The organism is Arthrobacter sp. ISL-85 (genome assembly GCF_018613675.1).
Taxonomy (GTDB): domain Bacteria; phylum Actinomycetota; class Actinomycetes; order Actinomycetales; family Micrococcaceae; genus Arthrobacter.
Genome location: NZ_JAGGPQ010000025.1, coordinates 80,143 through 95,776 on the forward strand (window position 1 = coordinate 80,143; position 15,634 = coordinate 95,776).

At 64.6% G+C, this 15,634-nt stretch carries 15 protein-coding genes; 12 read left to right on the top strand and 3 right to left on the bottom strand.

The features are described from left to right. Positions 1-6 precede the first annotated feature (6 nt). From J7I84_RS18540 to J7I84_RS18565, 6 genes are all read left to right on the top strand, one after another. Entirely contained in the window at positions 7-1,107 is a 1,101-nt protein-coding gene (locus J7I84_RS18540; RefSeq protein ID WP_285291242.1) for an ABC transporter ATP-binding protein, read from the top strand. Next, positions 1,107-1,829 carry an ABC transporter permease gene (locus J7I84_RS18545; RefSeq protein WP_214945995.1) on the top strand — a complete coding sequence of 241 codons (723 nt, stop codon included), beginning with the start codon at positions 1,107-1,109 and terminating at the stop codon, positions 1,827-1,829. Before J7I84_RS18540 ends, J7I84_RS18545 begins: the two co-directional genes overlap by 1 nt. After that, on the top strand, positions 1,826-2,572 hold the full coding sequence (locus J7I84_RS18550; RefSeq protein WP_214945996.1) for an ABC transporter permease: 747 nt from the start codon (positions 1,826-1,828) through the stop codon (positions 2,570-2,572). The genes J7I84_RS18545 and J7I84_RS18550 overlap by 4 nt, the downstream gene beginning before the upstream one ends. Next, positions 2,569-3,531: an ABC transporter substrate-binding protein gene (locus tag J7I84_RS18555; RefSeq protein WP_214945997.1), complete on the top strand. Its 963-nt coding sequence runs from the start codon at positions 2,569-2,571 to the stop codon at positions 3,529-3,531. Before J7I84_RS18550 ends, J7I84_RS18555 begins: the two co-directional genes overlap by 4 nt. A 141-nt stretch (positions 3,532-3,672) precedes the next feature. Beyond that, a complete protein-coding gene (locus tag J7I84_RS18560; RefSeq protein WP_214945998.1) occupies positions 3,673-4,893 on the top strand; it encodes a pyridoxal phosphate-dependent aminotransferase in 1,221 nt (406 codons plus the stop codon). 51 nt (positions 4,894-4,944) lie between these two features. Continuing rightward, the gene (locus tag J7I84_RS18565; RefSeq protein WP_214945999.1) at positions 4,945-5,799 is read left to right on the top strand and encodes a polyphosphate kinase 2 family protein; all 855 of its coding nucleotides are present in this window, start codon (positions 4,945-4,947) and stop codon (positions 5,797-5,799) included. A gap of 27 nt (positions 5,800-5,826) precedes the next feature. Here the strand turns inward: J7I84_RS18565 and J7I84_RS18570 are convergent, their stop codons facing one another. Both J7I84_RS18570 and xseA read right to left on the bottom strand, forming a co-directional pair. After that, entirely contained in the window at positions 5,827-6,045 is a 219-nt protein-coding gene (locus J7I84_RS18570; protein WP_214946000.1) for an exodeoxyribonuclease VII small subunit, read from the bottom strand. Next, complete coding sequence (gene xseA, locus J7I84_RS18575) at positions 6,042-7,376, bottom strand: exodeoxyribonuclease VII large subunit (protein ID WP_214946001.1); 1,335 nt, start codon at positions 7,374-7,376, stop codon at positions 6,042-6,044. Before xseA ends, J7I84_RS18570 begins: the two co-directional genes overlap by 4 nt. 162 nt (positions 7,377-7,538) lie before the next feature. Here xseA and J7I84_RS18580 point away from each other — a divergent pair, with 162 nt between their 5' ends. The 3 genes from J7I84_RS18580 (at position 7,539) to J7I84_RS18590 (ending at position 10,605) form a co-directional block, all read left to right on the top strand. Continuing rightward, a complete protein-coding gene (locus tag J7I84_RS18580) occupies positions 7,539-8,384 on the top strand; it encodes a hypothetical protein (protein WP_214946002.1) in 846 nt (281 codons plus the stop codon). A gap of 9 nt (positions 8,385-8,393) precedes the next feature. Continuing rightward, positions 8,394-9,473, top strand: coding sequence for a 4-hydroxy-3-methylbut-2-enyl diphosphate reductase (locus tag J7I84_RS18585; protein WP_214946003.1), 1,080 nt, complete (start codon positions 8,394-8,396; stop codon positions 9,471-9,473). Positions 9,474-9,570: 97 nt separating this feature from the next. Beyond that, positions 9,571-10,605 carry an AAA family ATPase gene (locus J7I84_RS18590; protein WP_214946004.1) on the top strand — a complete coding sequence of 345 codons (1,035 nt, stop codon included), beginning with the start codon at positions 9,571-9,573 and terminating at the stop codon, positions 10,603-10,605. Positions 10,606-10,663: 58 nt separating this feature from the next. On the opposite strand, the gene J7I84_RS18595 is transcribed toward J7I84_RS18590, so the two are convergent. Beyond that, positions 10,664-11,893: a DNA recombination protein RmuC gene (locus J7I84_RS18595; protein ID WP_214946005.1), complete on the bottom strand. Its 1,230-nt coding sequence runs from the start codon at positions 11,891-11,893 to the stop codon at positions 10,664-10,666. A gap of 91 nt (positions 11,894-11,984) precedes the next feature. Here J7I84_RS18595 and ychF point away from each other — a divergent pair, with 91 nt between their 5' ends. From ychF to J7I84_RS18610, 3 genes are all read left to right on the top strand, one after another. Then, positions 11,985-13,070 (top strand): redox-regulated ATPase YchF, encoded by a 1,086-nt coding sequence (gene ychF, locus J7I84_RS18600; protein ID WP_214946006.1) that lies wholly within the window; start codon positions 11,985-11,987, stop codon positions 13,068-13,070. Between the two features lie 223 nt (positions 13,071-13,293). After that, positions 13,294-14,191, top strand: a protein-coding gene (locus J7I84_RS18605; RefSeq protein ID WP_311381167.1) for an IS5 family transposase whose coding sequence is annotated in 2 segments (ribosomal slippage) — positions 13,294-13,644 and positions 13,646-14,191 — 897 coding nt in all. Because the reading frame shifts where the segments join, the coding sequence is not laid out codon by codon here. A gap of 237 nt (positions 14,192-14,428) precedes the next feature. Then, positions 14,429-14,668: a hypothetical protein gene (locus tag J7I84_RS18610; protein WP_214946007.1), complete on the top strand. Its 240-nt coding sequence runs from the start codon at positions 14,429-14,431 to the stop codon at positions 14,666-14,668. Positions 14,669-15,634 lie beyond the last annotated feature (966 nt).

A 15,634-nucleotide genomic window follows, 5' to 3' on the forward strand; every position in this document is an offset into this window, starting at 1 on the left:
GGCACCATGGACCAGGCGATGATCGAGTTCCAGAGCGTTACCAAGCAGTACCCGGGTGGCCAGCCGGCTGTGGACGGGTTGTCCTTGTCCATCGCCAAAGGATCTGTCACCGTCTTCGTTGGCCCCTCCGGATGCGGAAAAACAACCTCGCTGAGGATGATCAACCGGATGGTGGAACCTACGTCGGGGACCATCACCGTGGACGGCCGCGACGTCACCTCCGTACCGGCGGCGGAACTGCGGCGGTCCATGGGGTACGTGATGCAGTCGGCCGGGCTGCTGCCGCACCGCTCGGTCCTGGACAACATTGCCACCGTTCCGCGGCTGAACGGGGTATCAAAAGCGGAGGCCCGGAAGCGCGCCGAAGAGCTGCTCGACGTGGTGGGCCTGGCGCACTCCCTGGGCAAGCGCTACCCGTCACAGCTTTCCGGCGGCCAGCAGCAGCGCGTCGGCGTGGCGCGCGCCCTCGCGGCGGACCCGCCCGTCCTCCTCATGGATGAGCCTTTCAGCGCCGTGGACCCTGTTGTCCGCGAAGAACTCCAGCAGGAGCTGCTGCGCCTGCAGAAGGACCTGGCCAAGACCATCGTTTTCGTGACCCACGATATCGACGAAGCCACCATCCTCGGCGACAAGGTGGCTGTCTTCGCCACCGGCGGCCAGCTGGCCCAATACGCCTCGCCTGAGGAAATCCTGCGGGCGCCGGCAAACAACTTCGTGGCGTCCTTCGTCGGGCGGGACCGCGGCTTCCGCCACCTGGGTTTCACCGCCTCCGACGGCGTGGCAATCCATCCGGTACCCACGATTGTCCGGGCGTCTGCAGGGCACGAGTCGGATTCCCGCGCTGCCGGCGGCTGGCAGCTGGTGGTGGATGCGGAGAAGCGTCCGCTCGGTTGGTCGGCGCCCGGCACGGAGACTGAGCTCGTTCCGGGCGGGTCGCTGTTCCGCCTGGGGGAGAGCCTTCGCCGGGCCCTGGACGCTGCCCTCTCCTCGCCGTCCGGCCTGGGGGTTGCCGTGGACCCCGAGGGCAGGGTCCTGGGCGTGGTCCGCGGGGGAGAGGTGCTGGCGCTGATCGAAGAGGCGCGCCAGGTGCGGCAGGCTGCCCTCTGATGGAATGGTTCCTGGCCAACACCGGCGTGATCGCGGAGCGCGGCAGCCAGCACCTGGTCCTGGCGCTTGTGCCCATGGTGCTGGGCCTCGTGATTTCCATCCCGCTGGCACAGTTGGCGCGGCAAAACAGCGCGCTGCGTTCTGTGGTGCTGACGGCCTCCTCGCTGCTGTACACCATACCGTCGCTGGCGCTGTTCATCATCCTGCCCACCATCCTGGGCACCCGAATCCTTGATCCCCTCAACGTGGTTGTGGCGCTGACCATCTACGCGGTGGCACTGCTGGTGCGCGCGGCCCTCGATGCCTTCGACTCCGTGGACGCGGACGTCAGCCAGGCCGCACAGGCCATGGGTTTCAAGCCGCTGGCACGGTTCCTGCAGGTTGACCTGCCGCTCTCCCTGCCGGTCATGTTTGCCGGCCTCCGGGTGGTGTCCGTCAGCAACATCTCGCTGGTCAGCGTTGCAGCCCTCCTGGGTGTCGGCAACCTGGGCATGCTCTTCACCGACGGTCTCCAGCGCGATTTCGTCACCGAGGTGGTGGTGGGCATAGTCGCCATCCTGGTCCTTGCACTGGTGATGGACGCCATCCTGGTCCTGCTCGAACGCGTCCTCACCCCATGGGAACGGGCCGGCAGGCAGCGGGACCACGCAGCCGGCCACCCCTCGGGAACACTTGGGGCTGCTGCCGCGCGGGCTGCGGCCCCGGCAGGTGGTGCGGCATGAGCAACGTTTTCTCCGATACCTTCGCGTGGCTTGCCGACCCGCTGCACTGGACCGGAAGCATGGGCATCCCAACCCGGCTGGGGGAGCACCTGCAGTACACCGGGCTGGTCATGCTGATTGCCACCGCCATCGCGGTTCCCGTCGGGCTGTTCGTCGGCCACACGGGAAGGGGCAGGGTGGCCGTGGTGGCCCTCGCGGGCGCCCTGCGCGCCCTGCCCACCCTTGGCCTGCTGATCCTGTTCGTGCTGCTGGCCGGCATCGGGCTGATGCCTCCCGTGTGGGCCCTGGTAATCCTCACGGTGCCTCCGCTCTTGGCAGGGACTTACGCGGGCATCTCCAGCGTGGACCGTAACGTGGTGGACGCCGCCCGGGCCATGGGCATGACCGAACTCCAGGTCCTGTTCCGGGCCGAACTGCCCAATGCCCTCACTGTCATGTTCGGCGGGTTCCGGACCGGAGTGCTGCAGGTGATCGCCACCGTCTCGGTGGTGGCGTACATCAACCTCGGCGGCCTGGGCCGGTATCTCTTCGACGGACTTGTCCTCAGCGACTTCCCCCAGATGCTGGGAGGTTCCCTCCTCATCGCAGTGCTGGCCATCGCCGTCGACCTGGTCCTGTCCCGGTTCCAGAGGCTGTTCCTGACACCAGGGGCCTCGAAGCTGTCCTTCCGCAGCCAGCAGGCTGCGGTTGATCTCACAGACCCCGTTGTTGCGGAGACTGTTGTCCAAGGAGGTAAGTCATGAAAGATAACCGTGCCCAGCGCCTCGGCAGGCGGGCGTTCACCGGCCTGGCCGCCGGGCTTGGCCTGGCAGTGGCGCTGTCCGCCTGCGCCGGCTCATCCGATCCGTTGAAAAACGCCCCGGCGTCCAGCAGCGGGGCTTCCGGCGGAGCCACATCCCTGGTGGTGGGTTCCGCCGACTTCCCGGAGAGCCAGATCATCGCTGAGCTCTACGCCGGGGCGTTGAACGCCAACGGAATCACCGCCACCACCAAACCCAACATCGGTTCCCGTGAGGTCTACTTCAAGGCCGTCCAGGACGGTTCGGTGGACGTGGTGCCGGACTACAGCGGCAACCTGCTGCTGTACGTGGACAAAGCAGCCACGGAAGTCTCCGCAGGGGACATCGCCAAGGCCCTGCCGGGCAAGCTGCCGGATGGACTCGGCGTCCTGGACGTTTCAAAGGCCGAAGACAAGGACGCCATGGTGGTCACCAAGGCAACCGCGGAGAAGTACCAGCTGAAGTCCATCGATGACCTGGCAAAGGTCTGCAGCCAGATCGTCGTAGGGGCGCCGGCCACCTTCGGCGAGCGTGCCTACGGCCTGCCCGGGCTGAAGAAGAACTACAACTGCGAACCCAAGAAGCTGGAACCGTTCAGTGACGGCGGTGGCCCGGTGACGCTCAAGGCGCTGCTGCAGGACCAGGTGCAGGTGGCCGATATCTACACCACCACGCCGTCCATAGCGGACAACGACCTTGTGGTGCTGGACGATCCCAAGAACAACTTCATCGCCCAGCAGGTCCTGCCGCTGTACAACAAAGCCAAGATGACGGACAAAGCCAAGCAGGCACTGAATTCCGTGTCCAGCACCCTGACCACGGATGATCTGATCAACCTCAACCGGGCGGTCAGCGGCAGCCAGAAGCAGGACGCCAAGGCAGCGGCCGCCGCCTGGCTCAAGGACAAGGGCATCGTCAAGTAGGTCCCGTTCCCTGCCCCTGGGCAGGCAACGGGTTGGTGATGACGACGGCGGCTGCCGGACTTTCGAAGGTCCTGCAGCCGCCGTCGGCCATGTGTCGGATGTCTCAACGGCCGTGCATCCTTCCTGTGGCATATTTGAGGAATGGCAGAATTCAGGCAGTCCACGAAGCTCAACAACGTCCTATATGACATTCGTGGACCGATCCTTGAGGCCGCCCAGCAGATGGAGGCGGAGGGCCACCGGATCCTCAAGCTGAACATCGGAAACCCCGCGCCGTTCGGCTTCGAGGCGCCGGACGCCATCCTGGTGGACATGATCCGCCATCTGCCCCACGCCCAGGGCTACAGCGATTCCCGGGGCATCTTCTCGGCGCGCACCGCCGTTTCGCAGTACTACCAGACCCGCGGAATCCAGAACATCCATGTCGATGACATCTATCTGGGCAACGGCGTCAGCGAACTCATCACCATGTCCCTGATGGCGCTGCTGGATTCGGGCGACGAAGTGCTTATCCCCACGCCGGACTATCCGCTCTGGACAGCGTCCGTGGCGCTCGCGGGCGGCAACCCGGTGCACTACCTCTGCGATGAAGAGTCCGGCTGGCAGCCTGACCTTGAGGACATGGAAGCCAAGATCACGCCCCGGACCAAGGGGATCGTGGTCATCAACCCGAACAACCCCACGGGCGCTGTTTACCCGGAAGAGACCCTGAAACGCATCGTTGCCCTTGCCGAAAAGCACGGCCTGGTGGTTTTCGCCGACGAGATCTACGAAAAGATCCTGTACGAGGACGCCGTCCATGTGAACCTGGCCGGCCTCACCGGCGACCACGTCCTGTGCCTGACCTTCAGCGGGTTGTCCAAGGCTTACCGCGTCTGCGGCTACCGGGCCGGCTGGATGGCCATTTCGGGCCCCAAGAAGGATGCGGCCGACTACCTCGAAGGCATCAACCTCCTGGCCAATATGCGCCTGTGCGCCAACGTCCCGGCGCAGCATGCCATCCAGACGGCGCTGGGCGGCTACCAGAGCATCAAGGACCTCATCCTTCCGGGCGGCCGGTTGCTGGAGCAGCGCAACAAGGCCTACGACATGTTGAACGCCATTCCCGGCGTCAGCACCCAGCAGGCCAGAGGCGCACTTTATCTCTTCCCCCGGCTTGATCCGGAGGTTTACCACATCCGGGATGACGAGAAGTTTGTCCTGGACCTCCTCAGGGAGCAGAAGATCCTGGTGTCCCACGGCCGGGCCTTCAACTGGGTGCGACCCGACCATTTCCGGATGGTGACGCTGCCCAACGTCAAGGACATCGAAGAGGCCATCGGCCGCATGGGGGACTTCCTAAGCAGGTACCAGGGGAACTAGCCTGTGCTCACGGGCCACCGGGCCCGTGACTCTCCCCGTGGAAGGATCCCCATGCCCCGCATTGTCGGCTTCGACCAGCATCCCTCTGAGACCCTGCGCGTCGGGAAGGGATTTTCGCTGGCCGCCGTGGACCCTGATGCGACCCCGGGCTACAGCGGCAACAAGGCCGACGGCGAAGCGCTGCTGGCTGACCTGGACAGGAAGCTCTCGGAAATGCAGGAAAAGCTGTTCGCGGAGTCGAGGTTCGGCGGCAAGAAGCGGATACTCCTGGTCCTGCAGGCGATGGACACCGCGGGCAAAGGCGGGATCGTCAACCACGTCATGGCCACCATGGATCCCCAAGGCGTCCAGTTCAAGGCGTTCAAGGCCCCCACTGAGCAGGAGAAGTCCTACGATTTCCTGTGGCGCATCGAAAAGGAGGTGCCGGCTGCCGGAATGGTGGGCATTTTCGATCGTTCCCACTACGAGGACGTCCTCATCCACAGGGTCCACAACTGGGCAACCCCCGATGAAATCAGCCGGCGTTACCGCGCAATCAATGAATTCGAGGCACGGCAGGCCGCCGCCGGCACCACGATCATCAAGGTGATGCTCAACATCAGCAAGGATGAGCAGAAGTCCCGGCTGCTGGCCCGCCTGGACAATCCTGCCAAGCACTGGAAATACAGCAGCGGTGACTTGAAGGAACGGGCCTTCTGGGATGACTACATGGCGGCCTACCAGGCAGCCTTTGACGAGACCAGCTCAGCGGCAGCACCCTGGTACGTAATTCCGGCCAACAAGAAGTGGTTCGCGCGGATCGCCGTGCAGCAGCTGGTGATGTCGGCACTGTCGGATCTTCGGCTGGAGTGGCCCAAGGCTGAATTCGACGTTGATACCGAACGGGAACTGGTGGCCCGGTCCTGACCGTGGCCAGGACCGGGTCCGCCGGCATCAGAGCGGCTGGTCGCGGGCAGCGGCCAACCGCTTGCGTGCCCCTTCGAGCCATTCCTCGCACCGTGTTGCCAGCGCCTCGCCGCGTTCCCACAGGGCCAGGGATTCCTCCAGGCTTGCCCCACCGGCCTCCAGCCTGCCCACCACTGCGATGAGCTGTTCCCTGGCTTCCTCGTAGCTCAAGGCTGCGACATCGGACTCTGGTTTCTGTTCGGTCATGACTTCTCTTCCAATTCCTGATGCTGTTCTGGGTTTCCGGGGTGCGGTACCCCGGTGGACGTGGCTCCGAAGCGGCCCTCCGCCACACGGATGGACAGGGCGGCACCGGCAGGCGCCTCGGCGGGCCGGCGGACAACGGCGTGGCCTGCTTCGGCGATCCGGACGGCCTGGTCTCCTGCCAGTTCGACGACGGCGTACCCGCGGTCCAGGGTTTTCTGCGGTGAGAGCGCGCGCACCTGGGCTTTCAAATGCTCAAGCTGGTCCGCTGCCCGCACCACCGTGGAGCTCACAGCTGCCGAGGAGCGCAGCAGCAGCCGCTCGATTTCCTCGCCCCGGACGGAAACCATGCCCTCGGGCGCCGCCATGACAGGCCGCGAGTGCAGTGCCGCCAGACGGTCCGACTCCCGGTCCACCAGCCGTTCCATGCAGCGCCGCAGTTGTTCCCGTGCCTGGCCCACACCGGCAAGTTCCTCGGATACCTCCGGGACGATCCGTTTGGCGGCATCGGTGGGGGTGGAAGCCCGGAGATCGGCGACGTCATCCAGCAGCGGCCGGTCCGCCTCGTGGCCGATGGCGCTCACCACCGGCGTGTTGGCCGCGGCCACGGCACGGATCAGGTCCTCGCTGTTAAACGGCAGGAGATCTTCCAGCGCCCCGCCGCCGCGCGCGATGACGATGACATCCACGTCCGGCCGGGCGTCCAGCTCGCGAAGGGCGCGGACCACCTGGGTCACGGCGGTGTTTCCCTGAACGGCGACCTCGCGGATCTCGAACTCAACTGCCGGCCACCGCAGGGCCGCGTTGCGAAGGATGTCCTTTTTAGCGTCTGAGTCGCGTCCCGTGATCAGGCCAATCCGGTGCGGCAGAAGGGGCAGCCGCTTCTTCCGGGAATCGGCGAAGAGACCTTCAGCGGCGAGGGCCTGGCGCAGCCGCTCAATCCTGGCCAGCAGGTCACCCAGTCCCACCGGCCGGATGTCCCGCACCAGCATGTTCAGCCTGCCCGTCTTCAGCCAGAATTCCGGTTTGAGCAGGGCCACCACCCGGGAACCGCGCTCCAGCGGAAGGTTCTGGCGCTCCAGGACTTTGGTCCAGACAGAAGCCGGCAGCGACACCTCCGCATCCACGTCGCGAAGGGTGAGGTAGGCGTTGGTGCCGCGGCGGTTCAGTTCAATGACCTGGCCCTCAACCCATGCCGACGGAGTGCGGTCGATGTGGGCCTTCAGCTTCTGCGACAGCAGCTGCAACGGCCACGGGTTATCCGGGCTGGTTTCCGCTGCCGTGGCCGGCAGGGTGGTGGGGGCAGTACCCGGAAGTGAGGCCTGGTCAGACATGCGGACGCCGTTGGGAGGCTGGTGCTGCGGACATGCGGTCCTTTGATCAGTTGGGGGCGGTCAATCAACCTTATCCATAAGGTGTAGCACCAGGCACTGACAGGGGCAGTCCCTCAACCCTGCCTAGGATGGGATAAGGCCCCCAACCCCGAAGGACCTGTTGTGCGCACTTTTGTCTCTGCCATCGCCACCGTGCTGGGCATTCTCCTGGCTGCCGTTGCCGTTCCCGCCATCTGGGTGGACCGGAACATCGTCCAGGAAGACGGGTTTGTCCGTCTTGCCGCTCCACTTGGCAAGGACTCGGAATTCCAGCGGAAGCTGGCTGCGGCCGCGGTGGGAACGATCGATACCGGATCGGTTCCCGGTTTCCTTTCGGGGCTTGTGGAGCCGATGCTTGAAAAGGCGGCGGAGTCGCTGACCGGGTTGCCCGGCTATCCGGCAGCCTGGGAAGAAACCCTCCGCAGAAGCCACCGCCTTAGTTTCGCCGACACAGCGTCCCAGGGAGGAGCGCCGACCTCGTCCCTGACCCTTGACGTCGCCCCACTGGTTGCCCTCGGCTCGGAGGAGATCTCCCGTACCACCCGGCTTCCCCTCGACCCGCCGGGACAGACGCTGATCAATGTAGGCCAGCCTGCCCAACGGGAATGGACCGAACGGCTGGCCACCTATGCGCCCATGGGCTACATCCTGGCCATCGGATCTGCCGTGGCATTCCTGCTGGCGCTCGTGGCGGCACGCCGCCGCTGGACCGTGCTGCTGGCGGCCGGGCTGGGCGGACTGGCCCTCGCCGGGCTGTGGGCGCTGGGCCTGCAGCTGGGCTCAGCCCGTGCCCAGGCCGCGGACACCGGCAACGCGGTGGCCAACATGTTCCGCGACGAGTTCCTAGCGGCCGCCGGCGAAGACTTCCAAACCTGGATCTCAACGGCAGCGGCTGCCGGAGGCGTCCTGGTGGCAGCAGGCATTGTGACGTTGTTCGCATCCCGGAAACGCGCGGGGACCAGCCGGTAACATGGAGGGATGACCACCTCGGCTGTATCCCTTTCGATGCCAACCATTCCGCGCAGGCGCCGCTCGCCTGAGGAGGTAGCAGCTGCAGCCCCCGTGAACGGCACCAAGCAGGTGCTGCTGGCCGCTCCACGCGGTTACTGTGCAGGCGTGGACCGGGCGGTGATCGCCGTCGAAAAGGCGCTGGAACACTACGGGCCGCCCGTGTATGTCCGCAAGCAAATTGTCCACAACGTCCACGTGGTCAGCTCGCTGGAAGCGAAGGGCGCCATCTTCGTGGACGAGACAGACGAAGTACCCGAAGGCGCCCTTGTGATCTTCTCAGCCCACGGCGTTTCCCCGGCAGTTGTCGAATCCGCCGAAAGCCGTGGCCTGCGCACCATCGATGCCACGTGTCCCCTGGTCACCAAGGTGCACAAGGAAGCCGTCCGCTTCGCCAAGGACGATTTCGATATCCTCCTGATCGGCCACGACGGCCATGAGGAAGTGGAAGGCACCTCCGGTGAAGCACCGGAGCATATCCAGATCATCAACGGGCCACACGAAGTGGACAAGGTCACTGTCCGCGACCCCGAAAAGGTCATCTGGCTTTCCCAGACCACCCTCAGCGTGGACGAGACCATGGAAACTGTCCGGTTGCTCAAGGAGCGGTTCCCCACGCTGCAGGATCCGCCCAGCGACGACATCTGCTATGCCACCACCAACCGCCAGGTAGCCATCAAGAAGATTGCGCCCAAGGCCGACCTGGTGATCGTAGTGGGCTCGGCCAACTCATCCAACTCCGTCCGGCTGGTGGAGGTGGCACTCGAATACGGTGCCAAGGCCTCGTACCGGGTGGACTTCGCCAACGAGGTTGACGAAACGTGGTTCGAAGGCGTGGCCACCGTGGGCGTCACGTCAGGGGCGTCCGTTCCCGAGGTGCTGGTCCAGGACGTGCTGCGGCTGCTGGCCGATTACGGCTACGGCGCCGTGGAGGAAGTGGTCACGGCGGAGGAAGACCTCCTCTTCTCGCTGCCCAAGGAGCTCCGGGCCACCCTTAAGCAGGCCGGGGATGTCAGCCGGGCACTGGGCGGACGACGGTCCCGCAGCTAGAAGCACCGGGTTCTCTTAGGAAGGCTTCGGCCCAAACAGATGAGGCGACCGGTTCCCAACCCGCCCCGGGTCGGGAATTGAGTACTACAGTGGATCCATGGCTGCCAGCCGCAATCCGCTCGACGACCTCCGTGGAACCATCGGCCACCTGGCCGATCAGCTCAGGCTGCCCGGTTCGGAGCGCGTTGACGACCTGATGGGTGATCTCATCGGTGCCAGGCCCGGGCCGGCAAGGCCGCTGTCCGAGGTGCAGGCTGAGCTCGACGCGCTGGTGGGACTGGAGACCGTGAAGGAACAGGTGCGGGCCCTCGTCGCACTGCTCCAGGTCCAGGCCCGTCGCAAGGCGCATGGCCTGCCCGAGGTGGCCACATCACAGCATCTGGTGTTCCTCGGGAACCCGGGCACGGGCAAGACCACCGTGGCGCGGCTCCTGGCCGAAATGTACCGCGCGGTTGGTCTGCTGCAGAAAGGGCACCTGGTCGAGGTCGACCGTTCCGGCCTGGTGGGGCAGTACGTCGGCGCGACCGCCATCAAGACGGACCGGGTGATCCGGCGTGCGCTGGACGGCGTCCTGTTCATCGACGAGGCCTACGCGCTGGCCCCGGAGGACGGCCGGATGGACTTCGGCCCCGAGGCGATCGAGGTCCTGCTCAAGCGGATGGAGGACCACCGACACCGCCTCGTCGTGATTGTGGCCGGGTACCCGCGGCTGATGGAGTCCTTCCTGCTCTCGAACCCCGGACTCCGCTCCCGGTTCGCCCGCGAGATCACGTTCCCCGACTACACAGTCGACGCACTCCAGACGATCTTCAACCAAATGCTGGCCCAACATGAGTACACGCTCGAGCCAGGTGCGGACCAGATGCTGCGCCGCATCCTCACCGGGCTCCATGCAGGCGAGGACTCCGGCAACGCACGGTTCGCCCGCACGCTGTTCGAGCAGGCGCTCAACCGCCAGGCGCTGCGGCTGTCGCTCGACGGGGAACAAAGTCTCGACGAGCTCGATCGTGAGGCCGTCATGACCCTCACCGCGGACGACATCGCCCAGGCGGCGCTGGCCCTGGGCGAGGAGCCGGAACCGGAACCAGCGCCGGAACCGGAGCAGCCACGCTGGTGGCGCTGGCTGGCCTGACCGGATCTGTGGCGGCCGTCAGCGAATGCCCGTCCCGCCCCAGAGCGGGACCGTGGCTTCAGGCTGCTTCGTCGTCGCCCTGCAGTTCGGGGGCCACCAGCGCACGCGGGGTTACCTCCACAACCGGAGGTGCAACCAGACCGGACTCTTCGAGGCTGTTGAGCTTCCGTGCTGTGGGCAGGACACGGGCTTCCAGGGTGCCCACCATGGCGTTGTAGCGGTCAACGGACGTCTTCAGCGAAGATCCCAGCCTGGTGACGTTCTCGCCCAGGGTACCCATCCGGTCGTACAGCTGCCGTGCGAGTTCGAAGAGCTCGCGTGCACTGTCCGTCAGGACGTCCTGGCGCCAGGTGAATGCCACCGACTTCAGCACGGCCAGGAGGGTGCTTGGTGATGCCAGGACCACGTTGCGGGACAGCGCGTGGTCCAGGAGTCCGGCGTCAGCAGTCAGGGCCGCCGCCAGGATCGACTCGGCCGGGATGAAGCAAACCACCAGCTCCGGAGAGTTCCCCGGGATGTCCCAGTACTTTTTGGTACCCAGCGCGTCGACGTGCGCCCGAAGCGCCTTGGCGTGCGCCGCCAGCAGGGCCTGGCGGTTCCGGCTGTCGGCGGCCCACTGTGATCCGGACCGCTGGCCCGGGCCGGGATCCCCCGCGCCCAGTTCCTGTGCCTCGAGGTAGGACGACAACGGGACTTTGGCGTCCACCACCAGCTGCTTTTCACCCGGCAACTGCACCACCATGTCCGGCCGCACGGCGGAATCGTGCCCCGCGCTGTGGACCTGTTCCACGAAGTCGACGTGGCGGAGCATGCCCGCAGCCTCCACCACGCGGCGGAGCTGCACCTCACCCCACTGCCCCCTGGCGCTGTTGGAACGCAGCGCCGATTCCAGGGCATGCGTCGAGCGGATGAGCTGTTCATCGGAAAGCCTTGCCTCCTGAAGCTGCTGTGCCAGTTGGCCGTACTGCTCAACCCTGTCCCGCTCCAGCAGTGCCACCTGCTGCTGGACCGCGGAAAGCTTCTCAGCTACGGGAGCCAGGGCCCGCAACACGCTGCCGTCCTGTGTCCGGGCCTCGCCCAGCTCACGGTTCTGTGCCGCCAAAAGCCGCCGCTCGGCGTCGGCCGCTGCCAGCTGTGCCGTGACCTCGGAAAGGCGGGACGACACCTGGTCAAAGTCCGCCTCCAGCCCATGGGAGTTCCGGCGCAATGAAAAATAGGTGGCCGCAGCGCCTGCCAGCGCACCAAGCAGCAGCATGAGAAGGGCCAGAATCAAGGCAAAAGCATCCATGGCTTCACTGTCGCACGGGGCTCTGACAATCATGGGCAGTGACATTCCGCGGGTACTGGCCCCCGGGGTCCGGCGGGTAGAATCAATGCTCGTGGCTCTTACTATTGGCATCGTCGGACTGCCCAACGTCGGCAAATCAACCCTCTTCAACGCGCTCACCCGCAACCAGGTCCTGGCCGCGAACTATCCGTTCGCCACCATCGAACCCAATGTGGGCGTGGTGAACCTCCCGGACCCCAGGCTGCAGAAGCTCGCCGGGATCTTCGGCTCACAGCGCGTCCTGCCCGCCGCTGTCTCGTTCGTCGACATTGCCGGCATCGTGAAAGGCGCATCCGAGGGGGAGGGGCTGGGCAACCAGTTCCTGGCCAACATCCGCGAAGCTGAAGCCATCGCGCAGGTTGTCAGGGTCTTCGACGACCCCGATGTGGTGCATGTTGACGGCAAGGTGGATCCGCGCTCGGACATGGAGACCATCAACACCGAGCTGATCCTCGCGGACCTGCAGACCATCGAAAAGGCCATCCCGCGGATCGAAAAAGAAGTCAAAATCAAGAAGCGGGAAGCCGCCGAGCTCGCTGCCGTCAAGGCCGCGCAGGCCGTGCTGGAGCGGGGAGACACCATCTTCTCCTCCATCAAGAGCGACAAGCTCGAGATGGAACACCTCAAGGAGCTGGGCCTGCTGACCGCCAAGCCCTTCATCTACGTGTTCAATGCGGACGAAGGCATCCTGGGCAGCCCGGAAAAGCAGGAGGAGCTGCGGGCCATGGTTGCCCCTGCAGACTGCATCTTCCTTGACGCCAAACTCGAAGCCGACCTCGTGGAGCTGGACGAGGAAGAAGCACGCGAGATGCTCGAGATGAACGGCCAGGACGAGTCCGGCCTGGACCAGCTGGCGCGCGTCGGCTTCCACACGCTGGGGCTGCAGACCTACCTCACGGCGGGACCCAAGGAAGCACGCGCCTGGACCATCCGCCAGGGGGACACGGCACCGCAGGCGGCGGGCGTCATCCACTCCGACTTCCAGCGCGGTTTCATCAAGGCCGAAGTGGTCTCCTTCGAGGACCTTGTAGATGCCGGTTCCATGGCCGAGGCAAAATCCCGCGGCAAGGTCCGGATCGAAGGCAAGGAATACGTCATGGCCGACGGCGACGTGGTGGAGTTCCGCTTCAACGTGTGACGTGGCCCGTTTTCCCGCGTAATCACTGGGCTTATGCGTGCTGAGTCCGCACCGAGTCCGCAGGAATTTTGAGATCTTGGTCTTCATGGCTCCTGCCGCGGACCTGGTGCGGTCTTCAGCGGTCGGCCACAGGTGCGAATACGTGTCCAACGTCGTCGTTGCGTTGGCATGGCCTAGGGCGTGTCTCCTAAATCTGGGACACTTTAGCCGGGATGCTGGATGGGTGTCTCGTAATTCTGTTTTGACTGACGGGCAGTGGGCCCGCATTCAGCCGTTGCTGCCGTCCTCTGTTGGCTGCCGGGGTCGTCCGTTTCGGGACGACCGCCGTGTGGTCGAGGGCATCATTTACCGTTATCGGTGCGGGATCGCCTGGCGGGACGTGCCTGCTGAGTTCGGTCCCTGGCAGACGATCTGGAAGCGGCACCGCCGCTACAGCGGAGACGGGACCTGGGACAGCATCCTGGCAGCGCTGCTGACGACCGCGGACGCCCGCGGTGAAGTGGACTGGTCGGTTTCGGTCGACTCGACGGTCAACCGCGCCCACCAGCACGGCACCAACCTTCCCCGCACCACAGGGGGCCTGCTCGAATTACATGAATCTGTTTCTTGAGCCCGACGACCACGCCATTGGGCGCTCCCGTGGCGGACTAAGCACCAAGATCCACGCCCTAGTCGACGGTAAAGGCAGGCCGCTGGTTCTGCTAGTTGCTCCCGGCCAGGGCGGGGACGCGCCGATGTTCACCCACCTGATAAAGCAGCTGAAGATCAACCGCGCCGGTCCGGGCAGACCGCGAACCCGCCCGGACCGTGTCCGCGGTGACAAGGCATACTCCTCCAGAGCAATCAGAACCCACCTGCGTGACCGCGGCATCGTCGCAGTCATCCCGCAACCATCCGATCAGATCGGTCATCGAAAACGACGAGGCTCCAGCGGCGGCCGACCTCCGGCCTTCGACAGGGAAGATTACAAGGGCCGCAATGTCGTCGAACGGAACTTCAACACCTTCAAGCAATGGCGAGCCCTGGCCACACGCTACGACAAACTCGCACTCACCTGTCGCGGCGGAGCAGTCCTTCGGGCCATCAGCATCTGGCTGACAGCTTTAGGAGACACGCCCTAGGGCCCGTTGGACCGTAACCACCTCACAGCCGGCCGCGATTAGCCCGGAGGCGTAGAAGTGCCTAACCGCCCACCCCTTAGCCAGTCACGCGATTAGGTAAACCGGCATGGTAGGTACTAGTTTTGCCCTAGAAGAACCCCCGCGGTTTGAGTCAACGGACGCGGGGGTTTTCTGCTGCCCGCTGGCAGCCCTGTGAAACAGCACAGGCGCGCTAAAAGCTCTTAGTACACTGTCCGCATGCAGACCTTCCATCTCACGTTCCTTTATCCGATAGATGGCAGTGACAAGCGGAGTCAGTCCAAACCGCAGCAGTTCGAAGCCGAATCTTTCGAGGCTGCCAAACGCGTGGCGGATGGGCTGATCGAACGCGAGAACAGGACGCACCGAACGATAGACGTGGCTGTCCTCGCCAGGATTGACGATGACCTGACGGAGATTACTCGATGGGTTCGGAAGAGCGGATGGATGGATGCGTAGTGGAGCCGCTGAAAAGCCCCGGGCCTACTGGCAGGACCGGGGCTTTTCGGCGGGCCTGGAGGCGACCGTCTGACATCGATCTGAGCATCTCCGCAATGCGCTTGCGCCGTACCCTTGACACGGTTCTGGAGCTGCCGGCCTGGCAACGATGGCTTGGTAGTCCTCATCAGTAAAGCGATTCAGCCGACCGATCCTTGCGTGAGGCCATTTACCTGCCGTGCACGTGCGGCGCACTGTATCCGTGGATACGTTGAGCTTGGCGGCGAGCTATCAGTCCTCATAGGAGCCTCTATAGGGGCAATAAATAGAGGGATGTGGCTCCCCCGAAAGTAGTTGCCTGGAGCCACATCCCACGGGTGACGATACATGTGGTCGGAATCACAGATTTGACGGAAACAATAAGTTTGCTTATGGTTGTAATGGCTTCCGGTCACCCCCCAAATTACCGGAGGCCACCTCCCTAGAAACACCCCCACGCTTGAGTCCGGCCGATTCGCGTGGGGGTGTTTTTCTTTGTCCGACAGGTTTGTCACTCCCTCCACCTACTGTGCTCTCCGTGGTGAAAATCGACCTGTAAGCCGTTGGCCGGATGCTGAACCGGGGCAGGTTTGTTTACGGCATAGGCAGCTTCACCCTTGAGGACAACAATTACGAGTACCTGACACCGAGGTATGAGGGTGCACCAGAGGCCGTGCATTCGTGGGAGTACGGCAAGTGGCCAAAGGTGCGGGCTGCAATCCCTTTATTGGACGGCGGGACGGTCAGCGTCTATGGGCGGCGTCACGCTGGAACCATACGCAGATCATCGTTTCCTGGCAGGATGACGGACTGCACCCGCAAGGGGCATGGATCCTGGCCGGGCTTGGGCCGGAGGTCCCGTCCGGCTGCCCGGACTACCTCTCCAAGTGGCGGGGGATCGGATTCGGATACCGGGCAGCAGTACCAAGTATCCTGAGTTTGTAGGGC